Annotated in this window: 21 protein-coding genes; 13 read left to right on the top strand and 8 right to left on the bottom strand. The window is 65.7% G+C overall.

All coding sequences use genetic code 11. From position 1 onward, the window contains the following. Positions 1–58: 58 nt before the first annotated feature. The 8 genes from ACLB6G_RS18995 to ACLB6G_RS18960 all read right to left on the bottom strand — a co-directional run bounded on the left by ACLB6G_RS18995 (position 59) and on the right by ACLB6G_RS18960 (position 8,999). On the bottom strand, positions 59–1,951 hold the full coding sequence (locus tag ACLB6G_RS18995; protein ID WP_410357803.1) for a 1-deoxy-D-xylulose-5-phosphate synthase: 1,893 nt from the start codon (positions 1,949–1,951) through the stop codon (positions 59–61). Positions 1,952–2,166: 215 nt separating this feature from the next. After that, on the bottom strand, positions 2,167–2,559 hold the full coding sequence (locus ACLB6G_RS18990; RefSeq protein ID WP_410357802.1) for a c-type cytochrome: 393 nt from the start codon (positions 2,557–2,559) through the stop codon (positions 2,167–2,169). A gap of 108 nt (positions 2,560–2,667) precedes the next feature. Then, positions 2,668–2,931, bottom strand: coding sequence for a hypothetical protein (locus ACLB6G_RS18985; RefSeq protein ID WP_410357801.1), 264 nt, complete (start codon positions 2,929–2,931; stop codon positions 2,668–2,670). 4 nt (positions 2,932–2,935) lie between these two features. Beyond that, complete coding sequence (locus tag ACLB6G_RS18980; RefSeq protein ID WP_410357800.1) at positions 2,936–4,132, bottom strand: geranylgeranyl diphosphate reductase; 1,197 nt, start codon at positions 4,130–4,132, stop codon at positions 2,936–2,938. Positions 4,133–4,165: 33 nt separating this feature from the next. Further along, complete coding sequence (locus ACLB6G_RS18975; RefSeq protein ID WP_410357799.1) at positions 4,166–5,515, bottom strand: BCD family MFS transporter; 1,350 nt, start codon at positions 5,513–5,515, stop codon at positions 4,166–4,168. A gap of 12 nt (positions 5,516–5,527) precedes the next feature. Continuing rightward, positions 5,528–6,451, bottom strand: coding sequence for a chlorophyll synthase ChlG (gene chlG / locus ACLB6G_RS18970; protein ID WP_410357798.1), 924 nt, complete (start codon positions 6,449–6,451; stop codon positions 5,528–5,530). Between the two features lie 167 nt (positions 6,452–6,618). After that, positions 6,619–8,058, bottom strand: coding sequence for a transcriptional regulator PpsR (gene ppsR, locus ACLB6G_RS18965; protein WP_410357797.1), 1,440 nt, complete (start codon positions 8,056–8,058; stop codon positions 6,619–6,621). Continuing rightward, positions 8,055–8,999 (bottom strand): cobalamin B12-binding domain-containing protein, encoded by a 945-nt coding sequence (locus ACLB6G_RS18960; RefSeq protein WP_410357796.1) that lies wholly within the window; start codon positions 8,997–8,999, stop codon positions 8,055–8,057. Before ACLB6G_RS18960 ends, ppsR begins: the two co-directional genes overlap by 4 nt. 235 nt (positions 9,000–9,234) lie before the next feature. Here ACLB6G_RS18960 and bchF point away from each other — a divergent pair, with 235 nt between their 5' ends. Genes bchF through puhE form a run of 13 tightly spaced genes read left to right on the top strand, consistent with a single transcriptional unit; the run spans position 9,235 to position 23,734 of the window. Further along, on the top strand, positions 9,235–9,756 hold the full coding sequence (gene bchF, locus ACLB6G_RS18955; protein WP_410357795.1) for a 2-vinyl bacteriochlorophyllide hydratase: 522 nt from the start codon (positions 9,235–9,237) through the stop codon (positions 9,754–9,756). Further along, positions 9,753–11,051 (top strand): ferredoxin:protochlorophyllide reductase (ATP-dependent) subunit N, encoded by a 1,299-nt coding sequence (locus ACLB6G_RS18950; RefSeq protein ID WP_410357794.1) that lies wholly within the window; start codon positions 9,753–9,755, stop codon positions 11,049–11,051. The genes bchF and ACLB6G_RS18950 overlap by 4 nt, the downstream gene beginning before the upstream one ends. Next, positions 11,048–12,601 (top strand): ferredoxin:protochlorophyllide reductase (ATP-dependent) subunit B, encoded by a 1,554-nt coding sequence (gene bchB, locus ACLB6G_RS18945; protein WP_410357793.1) that lies wholly within the window; start codon positions 11,048–11,050, stop codon positions 12,599–12,601. The genes ACLB6G_RS18950 and bchB overlap by 4 nt, the downstream gene beginning before the upstream one ends. Next, positions 12,576–16,346, top strand: coding sequence for a magnesium chelatase subunit H (locus ACLB6G_RS18940; RefSeq protein ID WP_410357792.1), 3,771 nt, complete (start codon positions 12,576–12,578; stop codon positions 16,344–16,346). Before bchB ends, ACLB6G_RS18940 begins: the two co-directional genes overlap by 26 nt. Then, a complete protein-coding gene (gene bchL, locus ACLB6G_RS18935) occupies positions 16,343–17,272 on the top strand; it encodes a ferredoxin:protochlorophyllide reductase (ATP-dependent) iron-sulfur ATP-binding protein (protein WP_410357791.1) in 930 nt (309 codons plus the stop codon). Before ACLB6G_RS18940 ends, bchL begins: the two co-directional genes overlap by 4 nt. A gap of 16 nt (positions 17,273–17,288) precedes the next feature. Beyond that, positions 17,289–17,999 (top strand): magnesium protoporphyrin IX methyltransferase, encoded by a 711-nt coding sequence (gene bchM / locus ACLB6G_RS18930; protein WP_410357790.1) that lies wholly within the window; start codon positions 17,289–17,291, stop codon positions 17,997–17,999. A gap of 23 nt (positions 18,000–18,022) precedes the next feature. Continuing rightward, positions 18,023–19,435 carry a BCD family MFS transporter gene (locus ACLB6G_RS18925; protein ID WP_410357789.1) on the top strand — a complete coding sequence of 471 codons (1,413 nt, stop codon included), beginning with the start codon at positions 18,023–18,025 and terminating at the stop codon, positions 19,433–19,435. Positions 19,436–19,470: 35 nt separating this feature from the next. Next, positions 19,471–20,256, top strand: a complete 786-nt coding sequence (puhA, locus tag ACLB6G_RS18920; RefSeq protein ID WP_410357788.1) for a photosynthetic reaction center subunit H — start codon at positions 19,471–19,473, stop codon at positions 20,254–20,256. Next, a complete protein-coding gene (gene puhB, locus ACLB6G_RS18915; protein WP_410357787.1) occupies positions 20,253–20,933 on the top strand; it encodes a photosynthetic complex putative assembly protein PuhB in 681 nt (226 codons plus the stop codon). Before puhA ends, puhB begins: the two co-directional genes overlap by 4 nt. Positions 20,934–20,942: 9 nt before the next feature. Continuing rightward, a complete protein-coding gene (puhC, locus tag ACLB6G_RS18910) occupies positions 20,943–21,437 on the top strand; it encodes a photosynthetic complex assembly protein PuhC (RefSeq protein ID WP_410357786.1) in 495 nt (164 codons plus the stop codon). After that, complete coding sequence (locus ACLB6G_RS18905; protein WP_410357785.1) at positions 21,434–21,739, top strand: hypothetical protein; 306 nt, start codon at positions 21,434–21,436, stop codon at positions 21,737–21,739. Before puhC ends, ACLB6G_RS18905 begins: the two co-directional genes overlap by 4 nt. Beyond that, a complete protein-coding gene (acsF, locus tag ACLB6G_RS18900; RefSeq protein ID WP_410357784.1) occupies positions 21,736–22,845 on the top strand; it encodes a magnesium-protoporphyrin IX monomethyl ester (oxidative) cyclase in 1,110 nt (369 codons plus the stop codon). Before ACLB6G_RS18905 ends, acsF begins: the two co-directional genes overlap by 4 nt. A gap of 7 nt (positions 22,846–22,852) precedes the next feature. Further along, positions 22,853–23,734: a putative photosynthetic complex assembly protein PuhE gene (gene puhE / locus ACLB6G_RS18895; RefSeq protein ID WP_410357783.1), complete on the top strand. Its 882-nt coding sequence runs from the start codon at positions 22,853–22,855 to the stop codon at positions 23,732–23,734. Positions 23,735–23,736 lie beyond the last annotated feature (2 nt).

Here is a 23,736-nt window from a genome sequence, read left to right as displayed (position 1 = left end):
CAGCCTCGCTTCTTTCGCCGGCCGTGCGGGCGCGTGAGAGCGGCCTGCGGTGCTTGCGTCATGCTTGGAAAGCGACAACGGCGTTGTTCTCCAGGGTGCTGTAGTGGTCGATCTTGCCAATTCCCAGCGCGGCGAGCGCGGTGTCGACCACATGAACAGCGCTCAATCCTGCCGCCGCATACATTTCGTGCGGCGCGCCCTGGTGTATGAAACGGTCGGGCAGCGTCATGACGCGGATTGCGCATCGCCCGTCCAGCATCCCCTTACCGGCGAGGTGTTGCAGGACGAGTGCACCGAAGCCGCCGCTCGACCCCTCCTCGATCGTGATCAGGAGTTCGTGGTTGTTGGTCAATTCCGCGATGAGGTTTTCATCAAGCGGTTTGGCGAAGCGTGCATCGGCGACGGTGCACGAGATGCCGCGCGCCGACAGCAGGCGTGCTGCCTCGCGGCAGACGCCGAGGCGGGTTCCGAACGACAGCAGCGCGACCGTCCGTCCGTCGGCGACGATCCGCCCCCTGCCCAGTTTCAGCGGGCGCGGTGTGCGCGGCAGCGCGACGCCTTCGCCTTCACCGCGCGGATAGCGAAAGGCAATCGGTCCGGCGTCGTGGATCGCCGCGGTCGTCACCATGCGGCAGAGTTCGGCTTCGTCGCTTGCAGCCATCACCACGAAACCGGGCAGATTGCCGAGAAAGGCGATGTCGAACGCGCCTGCATGCGTGGCGCCGTCGGCTCCGACGAGCCCGGCGCGATCGATTGCGAAGCGAACCGGCAGGCCCTGCAGGGCGACATCATGCACGACCTGGTCGTATCCGCGTTGCAGGAAGGTGGAATAGATGGCGCAGAACGGACGCATGCCGCCTGCCGCCAGGCCCGCGGCAAAGGTCACCGCGTGCTGCTCGGCGATGCCGACATCGAAGGCGCGTTGCGGAAACGCTTCGGCGAAGGCGTCGATCCCCGTTCCTGATGCCATGGCAGCGGTGATCGCCACGATCCGGCTGTCGCGGCGCGCCTCCTCGATCAGCGCGGATGCAAAGACTGCGGTGTAGCTTGGCGCGCAGGCCTTGGACTTCGCCTGGGTACCTGTCGCGACATCGAAACTGCCGACGCCATGAAACCGGTCAGGCGCCTCTTCGGCGAACGGGTAGCCGGCGCCCTTGCGGGTGCGCACATGCAACAGGACCGGCCCGTCGGCCTCGTTGCGGAGACGGCGCAGGCAGCCGAGCAGCGCCGGCAGGTCGTGGCCGTCGACTGGCCCATGATAGGAAAATCCGAGATTGCGGAAGAAGACCGCGGCATCCTCGCTTCCGGCGGCCGTCTCGTCCGGTGCCGCCGTCCGGTCCGGGCGCAGGCGCTCCAGCCACGCCGAGAACGCGCCGACGGGCGGGGAAATCGACATGGCATTGTCATTGAGGATCACGAACAGGCGTTTCTTCAGCGCGCCCGCGTTGTTGATTGCCTCGAAGGCCATTCCGGCCGACATCGCGCCGTCGCCGATGACGCAAACCACGTCGCCATCATCGCCGCCCAGCTCGCGCGCAACGGCAAATCCGAGACCGGCCGAGATCGAGGTCGATGAATGCGCCGCGCCGAAGGGGTCATAGATGCTTTCCTCGCGGCGTGTGAAGCCGGACAGGCCGCCCTGCTTGCGCAAGGTCGCCATGCGGTCGCGCCGCCCGGTCAGGATCTTGTGGGGATAGCATTGATGGCTGACGTCGAAGATCAGCTTGTCACGCGGCGTGTCGAAAATGGCGTGGATGGCTATGGTCAGCTCCACCACGCCAAGGCCGGAGCCGAGATGCCCGCCACTCCTGGACACCGAGGCGATCAGTTCGCCGCGCAGTTCGCCCGCAAGCCGCACCAGTTCGTCATCGTCGAAACCTGCCAGATCGCGGGGCTCGTTCACGCGGTCGAGCAGCGGCGTCGCCGAAGTGTGTTGCGGTTCATGGGCCATCGCGTCTCCTCCTGCGCGAGCGTCGCGGCCGGGTCCCGGGAGCGCGCGCGATCTGCGCCGCGCCTTGCTCCCTCCCCCTGCGCGCCGGCCCCAAGGGTCGGTGGCGGCGCGAATGTCATGATTGGCCAAAGTGGAGCGTATGTAAACTATTTTTTACAGTTGTCCGTAAACTGTACGTGTCACTCGCGGTGCTCCGCCAGCCGGGCCCCTTTCGCTCAGGGCGTCTTGCTGAACTGCTTCACATAAGCGATCACGTCGGCGATCTCCTGATCCTTCTTGAGGCCGGGGAAGGCCATCTTCGTGCCCTTCACCACCTCCCTCGGATTGGCCAGGTAGGTCGCCAGGAGTTCCTCGTTCCAGACCTTGCCGGTGCCGAACTCCTGCATCGCCTTGGAATACTTGAAGCCGTCGACCGTACCGGGCTGGCGTCCGATGACATTCTGCAGCGTCGGTCCCACCTTTGCCTTGTCATTCTCGATGTTATGGCAGGCCATGCACTTCCTGAACACGGTTTCGCCAGCCGCGGCGTCGCCGTCGAGCGCGTGGGCGGCTGTCGATGCGAACATGGCCGGGATGGCTGCGGCGAGAATGATGGATTTCGTTTTCATTTGGCGTTCTCCCTTTCTCAGGACAGCAGATGACGCGTCCCCATGACGCGTTGTTCGCGCATCGGTAGGACATGCGCAGCCCTGTGCCGATGTGGATCATCGGCAGCCTCAGCGACGCTCCCGCAAACGCGTAGCCAGATCGCCGACATGGCCTGCAAGCCCGATTGCCAGGGCCAGCAGCACCGCGAACCCCGGCCCGGCAGTCAGGGCAATGTAAAGCGCGCCGAGCAGTCCAAGACCCGCTACGGCGTTCCAGACCACGAGGCGGCGCGCGGGCCCCGGCCGCAGGGCGAGAAGTGCAATGGTCTCAAGCACGAGCACCGCCGCCGCGACGAGGGCCACCAGACCGTTGGAGAGGAGGTGATCCATCATTGCTTCAACGGGCGGCAAGGCCGAGCAATTGCTGCATGTCGCGTGCAAACACCCGCAGATGGGCAAGCGGATCGCGATAGACGATCCGCTTGTTGAGATAGGATTCCCAGGTCAGGCGCTGCACGTCGGGATCGGCGCACATGCGTACGAACTTCTCGCGGCGCGAATCGTTGCGATACCAGACGGTCTGCATCAGCCACAGGATCAGGAACACCTTGCCGTGAGCGCGCATGAAGCGCCGCCGCGCCTGTTTCAGCGCGCCCGGCTTGCCGGTCGCCAGCCGTTCGGCCATCGCATCGGCGGCAAGCTCCCCGCACAGCATGGCATAGTAGATGCCTTCGCCGGAGGAGGGCGCGACGGTTCCCGCTGCATCGCCGGCCAGCAGGATGGCGTCGCCGTCATCCCATCGCCGCATGGGCCGAAGCGGCAGCGGCGCGCCTTCGCGGCGGATCGTGCGGCACGCGTCAAGCCCGCTGCTGGCCCGCAACTGTCCGGTTGCATTCCGCAAATTGTGTCCCTTGACCGCCGATCCGCAGCCCACCGAAATCTGGGCGCCATGGGGAAACACCCAGCCGTAGAAATCCGGCGAAATGCGGCCGTCATAGACGACATCGCAGCGGTTCGGGTGACTGCCGGGCAGATCGCCGGCAGCCGGGCTCTCGACGATTTCGTGATAGGCGAAGACATAGGGCGGCTTGCTCGCCTTCGGGAAGGCCAGCCGGCGGACGGCCGAATTGGCGCTGTCGGCACCGATCACCGCCCTTGCCGTCAAGGTCTCCACCGGTGCGCGAGGGCGTTTCGCGGTCGACTCGATCGTCAGGTCGATCCTGCCGCCGCGGCCGCGTTCGAGGGCTTCGAGTTTTCCCGCCACCACCGTGACGCCGGCCGCCGCCGCACGATCGCGAAGGAACGGGTCGAAATGCTCGCGATCGACCATGCCGACGAAGCCGATGTCGCCGATCTGCATGTCCACCGACCAACCGGACGGGCCTGTGATGCGCGCCGCGTTGGCGCGCGCGACGATCTGGCTGTCGGGAATGTCGAAATCGCGCAGCGCCCGTGACGGGATAGCCCCGCCACAGGGTTTGATGCGGTTCTGCGGATCGACGAGGGCAACGCTGTATCCCGCCCTGGCAAGGCTGAGCGCCGCTGTGGCGCCACACGGCCCGCCGCCGACAACTGCAACATCGAATGTGTTCATCTCGTCCTCCTCCGCCCGCCGGCCTTGCCGCGGCTATTCGGCAGCAACCGGCGGTGCCGGCGCCTGGACCATGCCGGGCCGATCCGGCAACGGCGAACCGATGCGCAGCGCGATCAGCGCCGACAAAAGGAACATGCCCGCCTCCATCGCGAAGACGATCGCAAAGGAGGTGGCGACATCACCGGTGATCGCGCGGCAGAGATCGATCGCCGCCGTGCCCATGAACCCGCCCAGGCCGAAGGCGATTGCCTGCGCGGCGCCCCAGACACCCATGCGCATGCCCTCGTTGGATCTGCGCCCGCCGCTTGCCAGAAGCATCATCGTGGCAACGGCCGCGACCGCGAAGGCGCCGTTGGCGAGGCCAAGCAGGAAGACGTTCGCCTGCAGCGGCCAGATCGGCGCAAAGGCGGTTGCCGAGGACAGCAGCAGCAGCGCGCCGGCCGATCCCAGGCAGCCTGACACGATGAAATGGCGCAGGAGGCCCCGCCGGCGCCCGCCGAAGATTCCGACCAGTGCCATGCCGATGAACACGCCGCCATGCTGTGTGCCCGACAGCGCGGTCGACTGGCCCGGCGTCATGCCGAACAAAAGACCCGCGAAAGGCTCCAGGATGAGATCCTGCGTCGAATAGGCCAGCATCGACACGAAGACGAAGATCGTGAACAGCCGCGCCTGAGCGTCGTTCCAGACGTCGCGGAAACTGTCGCGGAAACTGCCCGCTGCGTCGCGCGGCTGCGCGCTGGCCACCGCCGGCTGCCTTTCGATGCCAAGAACCGCGAGCGTGGCAATGGCAAATGCAATGGCGCCGGCTATGGCCGTTACGGCGATCAGGCGCTCGTGCGAATAGGGATCCAGATTGATGCCCGAGATGATGGAGGTCACGACAATGCCGCCGATCATCATCATCCATGTGATCGTCGCCGCCGCCGCGCGCCGCTGCGGCGCGGTCCTGCTCGCCATCAGCGCGAGCAGCGACGTGCCGCTGGCCCCGATGCCAAGCCCGATGAGCGCATAGGCCAGCACGGCGGCCAACAGGCCTCTAACAAACGATTGCTCGAACAGCACCGTTGTTGACGCGGCGCCTGTGCCTGCGAGCGCCAGCAGCGCCAGGCCGCCAAGGATCCAGCGTGTGCGCGAATTGCCGACATCGGAGCCGTGGCCCCACAGCGGCCTGGTGAACTGTACGCCGTAATGGAGGCCGACCAGCAGTCCCGGCACCACGGCCGCCAGGCCCAGTTCGACGACCATCACCCGGTTCAGCGTCGAGGTGGTCAGGACCACGATGGCGCCGAGCGCGGCCTGCACCAGACCGAGACGCAGGATGGAGAGCCAGCTGAGGCCTTCCTGGGCCTGTGAGTGCTTGCGCAACGGGATGCCGGCCATGCTGCGTCTCCGTCAAACGGTGGAAATGGGGGAAACGGAAAGGCCGCGCAGCGCAAAGGCTGCGACCATCATGCCGGTGACGTAAAGGCTGACGCCGATCGCCGAATACCAGACCGCATGTCGCACCGGGTCGCGCAGGAAGCGGACCATGCAGGCCAGTTGCAGCGCGACGAGCGCACCGATCGCCAGGGCCTGCAAGGTCATGCCCAGGTTCAGCAGCAGCAAGATGACCGCCACCTGCGCCAGCGCCATGACCACACAGGCAATGAGCGCCGCCGCCCGCGGCCCGTGCAGCACGGGCAGCGTCATGACGCCCATTTCGCGATCGCCCTTGATGGCCTTGAAGTCGTTCAGCGTCATGATCCCGTGCGCGCCGAGGCCATACAGGACCGCAATCGCAATCGCGCTGCCCGAAGGCGCATGTCCGAGCGCCGCGGCCATCGCGGTCACCCAGGGCAGCGTCTCGTACGAGAAGCCGACGACCATGTTGCCGATCCAGCCGTTCTGCTTGAAACGCAGCGGCGGCGCGCTGTAGCCCCAGGCAAGGAAAACCCCCACCAGGGCAGCGCCGAGGACAAAGGGTCCGAGAAGCGTCGCGACTCCGAGCGAGAGCATCGACATCACGATTGCGACATACAGGCCCCATCGCCCCGGCATCCGGCCGGAAGGGATGACGCGCTCCGGTTCGTTGATGGCGTCGACATGGCGGTCGAACCAGTCATTGACCGCCTGGCTTGCGCCGCAGATCAAGGGTCCGGCCAGCAGGACGCCGAGCGCGACCGGCAATGCCCGGTCGCTCAGCCCGGGTCCGGCAGCGATCGCGCCGCAGGCATAGGCCCACATCGGCGGAAACCAGGTGATCGGCTTCAACAGCGCGAGCACGGCTCCCGGGGTGGGAGCGGCAGGCGACTTGGCGGGCGATCGGGCAACTTGCATGGACCGATGTTAGGAGCGGTCCGACCGAGTGTCAATTAAAATTGACACTCACCGAAAAGAGGCGTCCACGAACCTTGACGCATCGTCTCCGGGTGGCATTTTGTCGCGCGTAATCCGGGCTACGCCTTTCGTATGACGAAACATCTGTCTGGCCGGATGCAGCCGGTTCATTCCTGTCCGCGGTAGTTTTCCAGGCCGTGCCGGCGCAACTTTATGTAGAGGCTTTGCCGCGAAAGGCCGAGCAGTTCGGCCGCCGACGCGCGGTTGTTACCGGTCTGGTCGAGCGCGGCCTCGATGCAGATCTTCTCGATCACGTCGAGCGATTCGCGAATGAGATCCTTCATCGGCACCTTGCCGACGAGATGGGCGAAGCCTTCCGCGCGGTCCGGCATGCCAAGCGGCGCGACCGAGACCTTGCGCGCCGTTCCCGGCTGCGAAACGACGACGATCTGCACCAGTCCTTTCTCGCGGTGGAGACGCGCGGACAGCAGCACGGGTCTCTCGCCGGACAGGTTGTCGCGCAGGGTGGAGGAAAACCCGCGCACCGTGTTCTCTTCGGACACCCGCGCGAACAGCACCTGAAGGTCGATGGCCGAATTGCCGAACCAGGTGCTCACATTGCGGCCGATCACCTGGTTCAGGGACGGCGCATGGACAATGTCGAGGAAAATGTCGTTGGCGGCGACGATTCGTCCGTTGAGGTCGGTCTGAACCGCTGCTTCCGGGAGCGAGGCGAGGTCGACGGCCTGCTTTCCCGCCAGCGCTTCCACGGATGTGGTGGTGCCTTCGTTCGCCGCGTCGGCCGGCCAAAGCGTGATGATGAGGTTGGTGAGGCCGTTTTCCCGGTAGGAGCGGATGCCCAGCGACACCGTTTCGCCGCGGGCCGTCTCGATCTCGTTGACGGTAACAGGCACGCCGCTGTGCCGGGCCTCGCTCATTGCGTCGATCAACCGGTCGCGATCCTCGCGGCGGAAAAGCTCCCGCACCGGCTTGCCGGCCATCATGCCCACGGTGTTGGAGAGCAGCGTCGCCGCCGCCGGGTTGCCGTCGAGAACCGTCTTCCGCTCGCCATCGACCATCAACAGGGCGATCGCGGAAACCTGGAAGGCCGTGCGATAGCGCGCCTCGGCTTCCTGCAACTCACGGTAATCGCTTTCCAGTTCCATCTGCGCCTGGACGAGGCGCTGCTGCTGTAGCATCTGGTGGCGAAGGTCGTGGCCGATCACCAGCCGGTAGGGGAACGCCTTTTCGCCAAAGACATGCAGTTGAACCGGCAGATCGTCATTGCCGGCTCCGGGGATGTTCACCTGAACGCCGCGTTCGGCGGTTCGCCGGCTGTCAGCCGACAGCAACCGTTCCACTTTTTCCACCGATTCCGGCGTCACCAGGTCTTGCAACCTTTGCCCGACCGCATCGGCCAATCCTTGTTCCTTGAGCGCCGGATCCGGGAAGTAGGCGCGCCGCACGATTGCGCCGTCATCGACGAACATGACCAGATCGGCGCCGAGACCCGCGAGCGCGGCGATTGACGCTTCATCAAGCTTGCGCAGCATTTCCGGCGCGACTCCGAAGCCGCGCAAAGACGGAATGGTCTTGTTCGGTGTCATCGCAAAAGCCACTCGGTTCTCGGTTCGTCGGACGCGGGCGCCTTCACGACGCGCTCCTTTCGGATGTCTGACCGGTGCAGCAGGACGTAATGCTCACAGATACTTGCGGCCGAATAGACTGAGTCGCACACACAGTCCACCCCGAGGCCGACGAGAAAATCGACCCCGTCGAGCGCCGCCTTGCCGCCGAACACGATCGGTATGTGCCGGGCGTTCTGGTTGAGGCGCACAAGGCGAACCAGCGCGGCGACCTCGTCTCGCAGCCGTTCGCTGGCCCAACTGACGCAGACGACATCGGCGGCGCGTATTTCCGTGGCAAGCCGCTGCGGTGCGGCCTCGTTCTCGCCGGAGATCCGGCGCGACCAGCCAAGCGATTCGAACAGCAATCCGAGGAGGTGCGTCATCAATGTGTGCTGCTCGCTCGGCGTCGTGACAATCAACGCGCGCGGCGGATGCAGCCGTCCCTGACTGCGCTGGAATTCGGCCGAAAGGGCGTGGATGAGCTGCTGCATGCGCGCCGTGCCGATCGTCACGTCGATGAAATCGCAATCGTCCCTTGTCCACTGGACACCGAGGCGGCGCACCATGGCTTCAAGGAAAAGCACTTTCAGATAGGCGGGCCGGCCGGGCGGCAATTCGGTCTCCAGAAAAGCCTTCAGGTCGGCAAGCCGGGTTCCCCGGGCAAGGACGAGTGCCTGGAAATCCGCAAGCGGTTTTGCGAAGAGCCGGTCATTGTCGATCCTTGGTTCGCGCGTGTCGGAGAGCCTTGCAGCGGTCATCGAGGCAACGTCTCCCTGAAGGAGTTCGCGCAGCAGGAATTCGAGCTTGCGCGAGAGGTTCTGTCCATCCGTCCGGACCTCCGGATTATCAAAACGCAGTCCGAATTCGCCCTTTGAGAAAAGCGGTGCGGCGTCGGCGATTCCGGTCTCCGGTTTTTTCATGATTCCTACCCAAGCCATGCAATCTGAAGCAGAGAAAGGCTTGTCGGGCAGAGCGCGTACTGAGCAACATATCCTACGACCGAAGATCGATGTGATATCCCTCTATGCCTGTCGTCGTATCCTATTGTAAACCGAAATATACGTCAATTAAAGTTGACACTTCTGTATCGGCAGGTTTACTCTTTTCGAAGGTGGCTTGCCGGAGGAGCCGGTCGCCAGCACGGGATGAAGCGACATGGCGAGGCAGGACCGGACAGAACAGCGCCCCTTGCTCTACACCGATGAAGAGCGGAAGCGTCGCGATGCGTCACCATGGACGCTGGTGCAGGGTATTCTCGCCCCGGTCCAGTTCCTGGTCTTCCTGATCAGCCTCGCCCTGATCCTGCGCTATCTGGCAACCGGCGAGGGCGCTTTCGCCGCCGAGTTGTCGGTGGTCGTCAAGACCCTGGTCCTCTACGCGATCATGATCACCGGTTCGATCTGGGAGAAGGTCGTTTTCGGACGCTACCTGTTCGCGCGGCCGTTCTTCTGGGAAGACGTCTTCTCCATCGTCGTCCTTGCATTGCACACGGCATATCTTGCCGCCCTGTTCTCGCGGGCGCTCGACAGCACGGGGCTGATGCTCCTCGCGCTCGCCGCCTATCTCGCCTATGTCATCAATGCAGGCCAGTTCGTCTGGAAACTGCGGCAGGCGCGGCTCGATCATCGCGCCCGCCTGGTTCCGGCCGGCTTGGCAGGACTGGAGCAGGCACGATGACCTTCCCCCTGCTTCACGACAGCGACGCCGGGACGGCACAGCGCCAGCGCGGGCAGCGCGAGGTGTTCTGCGGACTGACCTCGATCATCTGGTTGCACCGCAAGGTGCAGGACGCATTCTTCCTCGTCGTCGGGTCGCGCACCTGTGCACACCTTCTGCAATCAGCCGCCGGTGTGATGGTGTTCTCCGAACCGCGCTTTGCCACGGCCATCATGGAGGAGCGCGATCTCGCCGGCATGGCAGACATGAACGACGAACTCGACGCCGTCGTCGAGCGTCTTGTCACGCGCAGGCCGGACATCCGCATGCTGGTCCTGGTCGGTTCCTGCCCGTCCGAGGTCATCAAGTTCGACCTCGCGCGCGCCGCCGCCCGGCTGGACCGCCGCCTGGCCCCCGATTGCCGGGTGACCAGCTATTCGGGCAGCGGGATCGAGACGACCTTCACGCAGGGCGAGGACAATTTCCTGGCCTCGCTGGTGGAGCAGTCAGCCAGTCATGACGGACAGCAGCCCGCCCGGCTCGTCGTTGCCGGCTGCATGGCCGATGTGGTGGAAGACCAGTTCAGCCGCCTGTTCGAGCAGCTTGGCATCGAGGACTTCGCCTTCCTGCCGCCCCGGCGCAGCAATGCGGTTCCGGTCATCGGTCCCCAGACGCGTTTCATCCTGGCCCAGCCCTATCTTGGCGCGACGGCAGCCGCGCTAGAGGCAAGGGGCGCGCGCCGCATCGACTCGATCTTCCCGCTCGGCGAAGTCGGCACGACAGCCTGGCTGTCGGCGATCGCGGATGCCTTCGGCGTGCCGCGCGCGCGGTTCGAGCAGGTTGTCGCTGCCCCCCGCCAGCGTGCCCGCGAGGCGATCGCTCACTACCGGTCGCGGCTTGAAGGCCGCCGGGTCTTCCTGTTTCCCGATTCCCAGCTCGAGCCCTCGCTCGCCCGTTTCCTGGTCACCGAAGCGGGTGCGCAGATCGTGGAGGTCGGCAGCCCCTACCTGCATCGCGAACTGGTGGCAGGCGAACTGGCGATCCTGCCGCCCGGCGTACCGGTCTCGGAAGTCGCGGATGTGGAACGGCAGGTCGACCGTTGCCGCGCGTCCGATCCGGACCTGATCGTGTGCGGCCTGGGCCTTGCCAACCCGTTCGAGGCCGACGGCTACGCCACGAAGTGGTCGATCGAGTTCGCATTCGCGCCGATCCACGGCTACGAGCAGGCGGGCGATCTCGCCGAACTCTTTGCCCGCCCGCTGATCCGCCGCGCTGTCCTCGACGCCCCCCCCGCCACCCGGGAGGCGTTGTCATGAAGCTGGCCATGTGGACCTACGAGGGACCGCCGCATGTCGGGGCAATGCGCATCGCAGCCTCGATGAAGGATGTGCATCTGGTGCTCCATGCCCCGCAGGGCGACACCTATGCCGACTTGCTCTTCACGATGATCGCGCGCGACAAGGCGCGCCCGCCCGTCACCTACACCACCTTCCAGGCTCGCGATCTCTCCGGCTCCACCGCCGACATCTTCAGGCAGGCCTGCCGCGATGCCATCGATCGTTTCCGGCCCGGCCTGTTGCTCGTCGGTGCCTCCTGCACGGCCGAACTGCTGCAGGATGATCCCGGCGGGCTGGCCGCAGCGCTCGGCGGCGATGTGCCCATCATCCCGCTCGAACTGCCATCCTACCAGAAGAAGGAATTCTGGGGCGCAGCCGAGACCTTCTACCGCCTCGTGCGCGCCTGTGCCGGCGGCCGGCAGCGCCCTGAGAACGTGCCGGCCAACAGCTGCAACATCCTGGGGCCCACCGCGCTCGGTTTCCGCAATCGCGACGACGTGACCGAGATCGTCCGCCTGCTCGAGGCCAACGGCATCGCGGTGCGCTGCGTGGCGCCGCTCGGGGCGACGCCCGCGGATCTGGCCGCGCTGCCGCAGGCAGCCTTCAACGTCGTGCTCTATCCGGAAATCGCGGAATCCGCGGCGCGCTGGCTGCAAAAGACGTTCGCCATGCCCTACACGACCACGATCCCGATCGGGGCGAAGGCGACGCACGCCTTCCTTGCCGAGGTCCGCGCGCTCGCCGGCCTGCCGCCGCTCGACCCCGGCAGCCTGCCCGGTGCGCAAGCAGACCGGTCGGCATGGTATGCCCGTTCGGTCGACAGCAATTATCTGACCAACAAGCGGGTTTTTGTCTTCGGCGATGCCGCGCACGCCATCGCGTCGGCGCGGGTCGCGGCATATGAATTCGGCTTCAGGATTTGCGGGCTCGGCGGCTACAACCGCGAATTCGCCCGCGAGCTGCGCGAGGCGGCGGCGGAATTCGGCGTCGAGCCGCTGGTGACCGACGATCACCTCGAAGTCGAGGACGCGATCACGGCAAGCCAGCCCGAACTGGTGCTCGGCACGCAGATGGAGCGCCATATCGCCAAGCGGCTGCGCATTCCCTGCGCCGTCATCTCGGCCCCGGCCCATGTGCAGGATTTCCCCGCCCGCTATTCGCCGCAAATGGGTTTCGAGGGCGCCAACGTCCTGTTCGACAGCTGGGTCCATCCGCTGATGATGGGGCTGGAAGAGCACCTTCTGGCGATGTTCCGCGACGATTTCGAGTTCCACGACAACGCCACCGCATCGCATCTGGCCGCCCACAGTCCGGCACCGGCCGCACCGCCAGCCCCGGCAGCCGGGACCACGACAGCAACGGTGTCCGCCGGAGCGTGGACGCCGGACGCCGAGAAGGAGCTTTACAAGATACCGTTCTTCGTGCGCGGCAAGGCGCGCCGCAACACCGAGCGTTTCGCAGCCGAGCGAGGAATTCACCTCATCACCGTGGACACGATGTACGATGCCAAAGCGCATTTCTCCCGCTGACGACGTTCCCGTGAACGTCGTCCTCGTGACGCTCGACAACCATATCGGCGTTGCAGTGGATTCGGCGCGCGCGATGCTGGCGCACGAATTGCCTGGCCTGCGCCTGAGCATGCATGCGGCGACCGACTGGGCGGAGAACCCGGCCGCGCTCACGGCCTGCCGGGAGGCGATCGCTGCCGGCGACATCATCATCGTCTCGATGATCTTCATCGAGGAGCATGTGCGCGCCATCGCCGACGCGCTGCGCGCCCGGCACCTGCAATGCGATGCCATGGTCTGCTGCATGTCGGCCGGCGAAATCATGAAATTCACGGCGCTTGGCCGTTTTCGCATGGATGGCGAACAGAAGGGTCCGCTGGCGCTGCTGAAGAAACTGCGCGGCGATTCCTCGCGCGGCGGGCGCGACAATGGCCGCACCGCTGGCGAGCGGCAGATGGCCATGCTGCGCCGCCTGCCCAAGCTGCTGCGTTTCATTCCCGGCACTGCGCAGGATGTGCGCAACTACTTCCTGACCCTGCAATACCGCATTGCTGCCTCCGAAGAGAACATCGCCAACATGGTGCGGCTGCTGGTCAACCGATATGCGCGCGGCGACCGCAAGCCGCTGCAGGCGCAGGTCAGGGTGGGAAGCCCGGTCGAGTATCCGCAGACCGGCCTCTATCACCCCCGCCTGAAAGGCCGCGTCACCGCATCGCCGAAGGACCTGCCGCATCGCGACGACGCGCGCGGCACGGTCGGACTGCTGCTGTTGCGGACCTACATCCTCTCCGGGGACACGGGCCATTACGACAGGGTCATCGCCGTTCTGGAGGAGCGCGGCTTCAACGTCGTGCCGGTGTTCTGCAGCGGGCTCGACATGCGTCCCGCCATCGAAGCCTACCTGTCGGGCGGGGCAGGGCGGCGCATCGACGCCCTGTGTTCGCTGACCGGTTTCTCGCTGGTTGGCGGCCCGGCCTACAGCGACGCCGCGGCCGCGGCCGAGACGCTGGCACGGCTGGACGTGCCGTATTTCTCCGCCTTCGTCACCGAGTTCCAGTCGGTCGAGACCTGGCGCAATTCGGCGCAGGGTCTGACGCCCATCGAGTCGACCCTGATGGTGGCGATCCCCGAGCTTGACGGCGCCATCGCCTCTATGGTCGTGGGCGGACGCTCCGAGGCCGATGATGGCGCCGCGCGCGTTTGCACCTGCTCGCGCAACCTGGGCGAATGCGCTTCCGGGCGCTCCTGCATGCGCCCCGACGAGGACCGTGTCGACCTGCTTGCGCGGCGGATCGAGAAGATGATCGCGCTTCGCCGCCGGCAGCGGGCGGAACGCCGCATCGCCGTGACGCTTTTCAACTTCCCTCCCAACAGCGGGGCCATCGGAACGGCCGCTTTCCTTTCCGTCTTCGAAAGCCTTCATGCCACGCTGTCGAGGCTCAAGGCCGAGGGCTACACGGTCGATCTGCCGCATGACGTCGACGCACTGCGCGCGATGGTTCTGGAGGGCAATGCCGCATTCCATGGCGCCGAAGCCAATGTGCACGCCATCGTCTCTGCCGATGACCATGTTCGCCACGAGCGGCACCTTTCCGACATCGAGAGCCAATGGGGGCCGGCGCCCGGCAGAGTGCTCGCCAATGGCCGCGGCATCTTCATTCTTGGACGCCAGTTCGGCAACGTGCTGGTCGCGTTGCAGCCTTCCTTCGGCTACGAGGGCGATCCGATGCGGCTGCTGTTCGAGGGCAATTTCGCCCCGAACCACGCCTTTGCCGCCTTCTACACCTACCTGCGCCAGACCTTTGGCGCCGATGCCGTGCTGCATTTCGGCACCCATGGCGCGCTGGAGTTCATGCCGGGCAAGCAGGTCGGCATGTCGGGACGCTGCTGGCCGGAACGCCTGCTCGACTCATTGCCGAACTTCTATCTCTACGCCGCGAACAATCCGTCTGAAGGCACGATCGCCAAGCGGCGTTCGGCGGCGACGCTCGTGTCCTACCTCACCCCGCCAGTCACCCATGCCGGCCTGTACAAGGGCCTGAGCGAACTGAAGGCCAGCCTCGACCGTTATCGTGGCTCCGCCCCGGATGCGACGGCGGAGCGTGAACGGCTGCTGGAACTGGTGCAGGTGCAGGCACAACGCCTTGAACTCGGCGAATCGGCGATGAACCTGGCGGCCGAGGATTATGTTCGCGCACTCGCCGACGAGATGATGGAACTCGAATACGCGCTGATCCCGCACGGGCTCCATGTCGCCGGGCGGGGGATGGCGGCAGCCGAACGCGCGGACATGCTCCGCCATGCCGCCACGGCGATGGCCGATGGCCCGGCCGCCGTCGATCTGTCACCGCATTGCGACCTGATCGCCGGCCGCGACGGACCAGCGATCGCGGCACTGCGCGCCCGCCTCGGCGAGGACGGCAAGGGCCTGCTCGACCGGCTCGTCACCATGGACATGCAGCTTGCCGAGAACGGCGAGCTCGACGGCATCGTGCGGGCGCTCGACGGCCGTTTCGTTCCCCCGTCGCCGTCGGGCGACCTGATCCGGACACCGGAACTGTTGCCGACCGGCCGCAACATCCACGGCTTCGATCCGTTCGGCATTCCGAGCGCCTTCGCGGTGCAGGATGGCGAGCGCCAGGCGGCGCGGGTTCTGGAACGGCATCTGCGCGCCGACGGCGCATTGCCGGAAACGGTCGCCATCGTGCTTTGGGGCACCGACAACCTGAAGACCGGCGGCGCCCCGCTGGCCCAGGCAATGGCGCTGATCGGCGCCCGTCCGAAGCTCGACTCATACAACCGCGTCTGCGGCGCGACGCTCATACCGCTCGACGAACTCAAGCGGCCGCGAATCGACGCGGTGATGACCCTGTCCGGCATCTTCCGCGACCTGTTGCCGATCCAGGCCAACATGCTGGCCGAGGCGAGCTATCTTGCCGCCACCGCTGACGAGCCCGTCGAACAGAATTTCATCCGCAAGCATGCGCTCGCCTATTGTGCCGCCCATGGCTGCGATCTGGAAGCCGCGGCTTATCGCGTCTTTTCCAACGACGACGGCGCCTACGGGGCCAATGTCAACATGCTGATCGGCTCCTCGGCCTGGAACGACGACCAGGAAATCGCCGACACCTACACGGCGCGCAAGAGCTTCGCGATCAGCCGCAAGGGCAAGACCAGCCGGCAGGCCGAACTGCTCGACACGATCCTCGGCGAGGTCGACATGGCCTACCAGAACCTCGAATCCGTCGAGGTCGGGGTCACGACCATCGAACATTATTTCGATACGCTGGGAGGGCTCGCCAAGGCGGTGTCCAAGGCGCGTGGCGGCAAGCCGCTGCCCGTCTACATCTCCGACCAGACCCAGGGCGAAGGCAAGGTGCGTTCGCTGGGCGAGCAGGTGGCGCTTGAAACCCGCACGCGCTCGCTGAACCCGAAATGGATCGAGGGCATGCTGCAGCACGGCTATGAAGGCGTGCGCAACATCGAGGCGCAGGTCACGAACACCTTCGGGTGGTCGGCAACCACCGGCGGCGTGGCCCCCTGGGTCTACCAGCAGCTTACCGAGACATTCGTGCTGGACGAGACGATGCGCCGCCGCCTCACCCAGATGAACCCTGCCGCCGTGTCGCGCCTCGCGTCACGGCTGATCGAGGCGCAGGAGCGCGATTTCTGGGAGCCGGACGACGATACGCTTGCGGCGCTGCGCGTTGCTGAACAGGAACTGGACGACCGCCTCGAAGGGCTGGTCAGGGAGGTGGCGGAATGAACGTCTTCATGCATCCCAAGACGCTTGCGCACGAGCAGCGCCTGGCGGCGAAGCTGAAGGAGCGGGCCGACGGCGAAGGCAGCGTGCAGGTGCATCTCGATCCGACGATGGAAATCGACGGCGCCAAGGTGTTCGCCATCTACGGCAAGGGCGGCATCGGCAAGTCGACGACCTCTTCGAACCTTTCCGTCGCCTTCTCCAAGCTCGGCAAGCGCGTGCTGCAGATCGGCTGCGACCCGAAGCACGATTCGACCTTCACGCTGACCAAGAGCCTGATCCCGACCGTCATCGACGTGCTGGAGACGGTCGATTTCCACACCGAGGAATTGCGGCCGGAAGACTATATGGTCGAGGGGTACAACGGCGTGCAGTGCATCGAGGCGGGCGGCCCGCCGGCCGGCACCGGCTGCGGCGGCTATGTCGTTGGCCAGACGGTGAAGCTGCTGAAGGAACACCATCTCCTCGACGACACCGACGTCGTCATCTTCGACGTGCTCGGCGACGTGGTCTGCGGCGGATTCGCCTCGCCGCTCCAGCACGCCGAACGGGCCGTGGTTGTGGCTGCCAACGATTTCGACTCGATCTTCGCCATGAACCGCATCGTCGCGGCTATCGGCGCGAAGTCGAAGAACTACGATGTGCGCCTCGGCGGCGTCATCGCCAACCGCTCCCGCGAGACCGACCAGATCGACCGCTACAACGCGGCGATCGGCTTGAAGCGTCTCGCCCATGTGCCCGACAGCGACCATGTGCGGCTGAGCCGCCTGAAGAAGGCGACACTGTTCGAGATGGGCGAAACCGATGAGATCCGCGCCATACAGAACGAGTATCTGCAACTGGCCGAAACGCTGTGGGCGGGCACGGAGCCGCTGATCGCCAAGCCGATGAAGGACCGCGACATTTTCGAGTTCCTCGGATTCGAGTGACGGGGAGCGCAACGCCATGAACCAGACCAGCTACCTGCGCCGCACCGGAGAGATCGAGACCTATTTCGATCGCACCGCCCATGAGGCATGGCGGCGTCTGACCAGCGACCAGCCGGTCAGCGGCATCCGCGCCACCGTGCGCAAGGGGCGCATGGAAATGCGGCGCACGCTCGCCTCCTTCCTGCCCCGCGATCTGTCCGGCTGGCGGATCCTCGACGCCGGCTGCGGCTCCGGGGTGCTGGCGTTCGAACTGGCCGAGCGCGGCGCCGACGTGCTGGGCATCGATCTCTCCGCGCGGATGATCGGCCATGCCCGCGAGAAGGCCGAGGTGCTGGGCGCGCTTCCCGGCGGCGGTTCGGTCACGTTCGCAAGCGGCGACATGCTGGCGCCGCAGCACGGCCGCTTCGATGCCGTCGTCTCGATGGATGCGCTGATCCACTATCCGGCGGCCGATGCCGTCGCGGCGATCGAAAGGCTGGCGGCGCGCACGAGCCGGAGCCTCCTGTTCACGCTTGCCCCGCAGTCGGCGCTCCTGAAGACCATGCTTTGGGCCGGCAAGGCGTTTCCGCGCGCCGACCGCTCGCCGGCGATCTATCCCGTCAATCCGGCGCGCCTCGTCGGCGAGGCGCTGCGGCATCCGGCGATGGCGGGCTGGCACGCCGGCCGCAGCCACCGGGTGGCCTGCGGCTTCTACACCTCCCAGGCGATGGAGGTGACACGCGGATGAAGCTCGGCGCGGCAAATCGCAGAATGATCACGCTCTGGCAGCGGCTTGGCGCACGTTACATGCCGTTTGCCGATGCCGCGACGGCCGAGATGCCGCTCGGACGGCTGTTGCGGCTGTCGCTGTTCCAGGTGTCATGCGGTTTCGTGCTGGTGCTGCTCACCGGCACGCTGAACCGCGTGCTGATCGTCGAGTTCGGCGTCTCGGTGTCGCTGGTCTCCGCGGTCGTGGCGATTCCCGTCCTGGCCGCGCCGCTGCGGCTGTTCTTCGGCTACCGCTCCGATACCTACAAGTCCGTGCTGGGCTGGCGGCGCGCGCCCTATCTCTGGCTCGGCAGCCTGCTGCAGTTCGGGGGGCTGGCCATCATGCCGTTCGCGCTGCTCTTGCTCGGCGAACAGACGCTCGGCCCGCAATGGGCCGGCCCGGCCGGCGTGGCGCTTGCCTTCATGCTGACCGGCTTCGGCATGCACATGGCGCAGACGGCGGGCCTCGCGCTCGCCAACGATCTCGTCGTCGAGGAAAAGCGGCCGCGCGCCATCGCGCTGCTCTACGTCATGTTGCTAGCCGGGATGATCGCCGCCTCGCTGTTCTACGGCGCGATGCTGGTGGATTTCACGTCAAAGCAGCTGATCCAGGTGATCCAGGGCACGGCGGTCTTCACTATCGTCCTCAATCTGGTTGCCCTGTGGAAGCAGGAGGCGCGCAATCCGGCCGGCACGGCCGCCGACAGGCCCATGCCCGGTTTCTTCGAGGCGCTTGCGCAGTATCGCAGCGATTCCGGCACGATGCGCCTTCTGCTCGCCGTGGCGCTCGGTTCGGCCGCATTCTCCATGCAGGACATCCTGCTTGAGCCCTATGGCGGCGAGATTCTCGGCATGGCCGTCGGCCAGACGACCCTGCTGACCGGCCTGTGGGCGGCAGGAACGCTGGCGGGTTTTACCTGGGCGGCGCACAGCCTCAATCGCGGCCATCAAACGCATCGCGTCGCGGCGCGCGGATTGCTGATCGGCATCGTGGCCTTCAGCGCCATCGTCTTTGCTGCGCCGCTCGATTCGGCTGCGCTGTTTGCCGCGGGCGCGTCGCTGGTCGGCCTCGGCGGCGGGCTGTTCGCCGTTGGTACCATGATTGCGGCAATGGCCGTCTCGAAGAAGTCGGACAGCGGCATCGTCGTCGGCGCCTGGGGCGCGGCGCAGGCAACCGCGATCGGCGCCAGCCTGCTCGCCGGAGGCCTCATCAAGGATGCGGTCAATATGTTGGGCGCGACCGGCGCGCTGGGCGAGGCAATGATGACGCCGGTGGCCGGCTACCTTGTCGTCTATCACCTTGAAATCGGCCTGATGTTCGTCTGCCTGGCGGTCCTCGGGCCGCTGGTCGGACGTCGCGCCGAGCCGGAAGAGCAGAAAAGAACGGTTTTCGGGTTGGCCGGGATGCCGGGCTGAGGCCGGGCCGCAAGGCCAAACAATGGAGAGCAACCATGACTGGTTCAGTTGTAGGAAACATCGACGTCGCACAGGTGGTCCTGTATGCGTTCTGGGCATTTTTCGCCGGCCTTGTCTGGTATCTGCGCCAGGAGGACCGGCGCGAGGGATACCCGCTCGAGGACGACGTTTCGGGGCACTACAACAAGGCGCCGTTCCTTTTCATTCCCGGCAAGAAGACCTTCGTCCTGCCGCATGGCGGTGGCACGCGCCATGCGCCCGATGGCCAGCGCGACACACGGCCGCTTTCCGCCAGCCGCCTGTTCAAGGCGTCCGGATCGCCGATCGAGCCGGTCGGCAACCCGCTGCTCGCCGGCGTCGGCCCGGGGTCGTGGGCTGAGCGCGCCGACCGGCCGGACATGACCGCCCATGGCGAGGCGCGCATAGCGCCGATGCGCCTGTCGGAGGGTTTCTCCATCACCGAGGGCGATATCGACCCGCGCGGGCTTGCAGTCATGGGCTGCGACCGCAAGCAGGCCGGAACGGTGAAGGATGTCTGGGTCGACCGCTCCGAACACCTGATCCGCTACTACGAAGTCGAGGTCGGAACCGGTGACGAGGCGCGCACGGTTCTCTTGCCCAACAACTTCGTCGTCATCACCAGGGGGCGCGGCGGGGTGACGCATCTCGAAGTGCACGCCATCACCGCCGGGCAGTTTGCCGATGTGCCGCCGACGGCGGCCGGGGAGACCGTCACCTTGCGTGAGGAAGACCAGATCGCCGCCTATTTCGGCGCCGGCCTGCTCTATGCCGTGCGCGGCCGCCAGGAGTCGGTGCTGTGAAGCAGTTCGTTACCCGAGAGCACGAGATCGAGCCGTCGCCGGGCCTTCCCGGCATGCTCCCGCGCGGCGAGACAGTGCTCTGGCAGGGCCGGCCGTCAGCACGGCTGGTTTCGCGCCACGTGCTGAAGACGCGGTGGATCGCCGGCTATTTCCTCGCCCTGGCGCTCTGGGGCGCCTGGGCGGGTTATGCAGACGGGCACGGCCCTGGCGGCATCTTGTTCTCGGTCGCGGTCCTGGTGGCGCTTGCCGCGCTTGCCATCGGCCTGATCGAAGCCTTCGCCTGGGGCGTGGAAAAGACGACCCTCTACACCGTTACCAACGAACGCATCGTGATGCGCTTCGGCGTCGCCCTGTCGATGACGCTGAACCTGCCCTACCGGCAGATCGACGCCGCCTCGCTGCGCAGCCTCGGCGGTGACGCCGGCTCGATCTCGATCGCGCTGGCGCCGGGCCACCGCGTTTCATGGCTGGTGCAATGGCCCCATGCCCGTTTCCGGCGGGTTGGGCAGGTGGAACCGGCGATGATCTGCCTCACCGATGCGCACAATGTGGCGTCAATCATGAGGACGGCGATCGAGGAGTACAGGCTCGCTTCAGCCGTGCAGCCGCGCATTGCCGTGCGCAAGGCCGAAAACCGTGATGCGCCGGCGATCGCCATGCCGCAGGCGGCAGAGTAGGAGACGCAGATGGGTTCCGTTTCGCATCTCGGCTATTTCGGCGAACGGGCCGGCCGCAAGGCAAACCCGTTCCCGCGCCGCATTCTTTTTGGTGCAATGGCACTGCTCGCCTTCTCCGCGGCGGCAATCATTTTCGGCCAGGTCACCGGCATCGGGACCGTTAGGCAGAATCTCGGCGCGCCGGTTGCCATGCGCGACATCGTTCTGGCGCGCACGCCGGACGGCGGCGTGAGCGTCACAGACGCCGTCACGGGAGCCGGGATCGCGCGCTACGGCCAGAATGAGGGCGGCTTCGTCAACGGGTCGCTTCGCGGCTTCGAGCGCATGCGCATCGTTGCGAAAACGCCGCTGGAGACGCCATACCGTCTCATCAAGTGGGAGGCAGGCATGGTGAGCCTGTCCGACACCGCCACCGGCGAGCGGATCTATCTCGATCCTTTCGGCAAGGACAACGCGGCAGCGTTCGAAGCCTTGCTCGGACAATATGGGAGGAATGAGCCATGAAAGCGGTTTTCAAGGCGTTGCGGCGCCAGGAGACGGTCGATTGCACCGTCGAGATCAACAACACCTTCGATGCGCTTGGGGCCCATGTGCGTTTCGACAACGGGGTGGTGGTTCATCCCGGCGACGAGGTGCTGGTGCACGGCGCGCCCGTCGCGATCCCCTATGGCAAGAGCCAGAGCTTTCGCCGCACAGCGACCATCAACCGCGCCAATGCGCTTGAGCGGGCCTGGACACGGGCGACCGGCGATTTCGACATGATGGAACTCTGCGAATTCAGCTTTACGGAAAGGTCGCTGTCATGAGCACGCACAATCCCCCCGCCGACCTCGAGGCAGGCGCCGCTCTGCTGGAACAGCGTCGCGCCGAAGTCAATGACACGACGCGCAGTGCCCTGGTCTCCACCATGCTGACGCCGCGCTTCTACACCACCGATTTCGAGGAGATGGACCGGATTGACGTGGAGCCGGTGCGCGCCGAATGGGACGCGCTCATCGCGCAGATGCGCAGCGATCCCAATCGCGGCCATTTCAAGCGCAACGAGGATTGGGACGACATCGATCTCGATGCCCTGCCGGCCGATCTGCGCGAGGAATTCATCGACTTTCTCGTGTCTTCGCTGACCTCCGAGTTTTCCGGCTGCGTGCTCTACAAGGAGATGAAACGTCGCGGCAACAACAAGGAAATCTGCGAACTGTTCGGCTATATGAGCCGCGACGAATCCCGTCATGCCGGGTTTATCAACGATGCGCTGAAGGACTTCGGCATCGGCGTCAACATGGGCTTTCTCGCCAAGGCCAAGAAGTACACCTATTTCAAGCCGAAGTTCATCTACTACGCGACCTATCTGTCCGAGAAGATCGGCTATGCACGCTACATCACCATCTTCCGGCATCTTGAGAAGCACCCGGAACACCGCTTCCACCCGATCTTCAAGTGGTTCAGGCAGTGGTGCAACGACGAGTTCTCCCATGGCGAGGCGTTCTCGCTGATCATCCGTTCCGATCGCCGCCTGCTGGAAGGGCGCAATCGCTACTGGATCAAGTTCTTCCTGCTGGCGGTGTTCTCCACGATGTATGTGCGCGACCACATGCGGCCGGCCTTCCACAAGGCGCTCGGCATCGACATCGACGATTACGACATGCGTGTCTTTCGCCTGACCAGCGAAATCTCGCGCCAGTGTTTCCCGCTCGTGCTCGACCTGGACAACCCGGCGATGCGCAACGGATTCAGGCGCATGGAGCGTATCAACCGGCACATGCAGGCCGCCGATGCGGCCGGCGGCCTTGCCGGCAAGGCCCGCAAGGCCTTCTGGGGCGTGGCGGCAGCCGCAAATTTCGCGCGCATGTACGTCATTCCGTCGATAGGCAATGCGATCCCGCAATCCTCGCGCCTGCAACCGGTGTGGTGAAACGGCCGTGGATGCGACCCACCCCGTTTCCGTCATGATGATCGCCGCCGTCGTGTGGTGGCTGTCGACCGGGCTCGTGCTGATTGCGGTGCGGCGCGCAAGTCGCGGAAACCGGCAGGGGTGGGCCGTCATGGCGGGGATGACGCTGGCCGGTCTTGCCGGCGTGGCCCTGCTTGCCTTCGGACGCGACGAGTTGACCCCGCTGGGCTCCTATGCCGGCTTCTTCGGTGCCTTGCTCGTATGGGCCTGGCACGAGGCTGCTTTCCTGACCGGTCTGTTGACCGGCCCGAGCAAGGACGAATGCCCGCGCGGGCTGACCGGTCTGGCGCGTTTCCGCGCCGCCTTCCTCGCCGTGCGCGACCATGAAATCGCGATCCTGGTGACAGCGGTGATCCTCTGGCTGGGGCTGATCGGCGGGCAGAACCATTTTGGCCTGGCGACCTTCCTGCTGCTTTGGGGCATGCGGATCTCGGCCAAGTTCGTCATCTTTCTGGGCGCACCCAATGCGGTGAGCGAACTGATGCCCACCCGCATCGCTCACCTGAAGAGCTACTTCAACACCGAGGGTGTCACCCCGCTGTTTCCGTTCGTGATCGCGGCTGCCGCCGGGCTGCTGATCGTGCTGTGCGTCGGCGCAAGCCAGGCGCAGGCGCCGCACTCCACCGTCGGGCATTTGCTGCTGGCCACCTTCATGGCCCTTGCCATCCTCGAACACTTCATACTCGTGCTTCCGGTTTCCGACGCCGCGCTCTGGCGCTGGGCGGCGCCGAAGGACACGATTGCAGCCGTCGCGGCGACCGCCGAGGCGGAGACGACACGTGCAGCGAAGCCCGCGCCGGAAAGACATATCGGCGCGGCCCTTCATGCAAACTCAAAGGGGAGGAACTGAAA

Origin of the sequence: Zhengella sedimenti (assembly GCF_046506625.1) — a bacterium.
In the GTDB taxonomy this organism is placed as follows: domain Bacteria; phylum Pseudomonadota; class Alphaproteobacteria; order Rhizobiales; family Rhizobiaceae; genus Zhengella; species Zhengella sedimenti.
The sequence above is the reverse complement of the archived record's forward strand: the minus strand, read 5'-3'. Positions and strand labels throughout refer to the sequence as shown.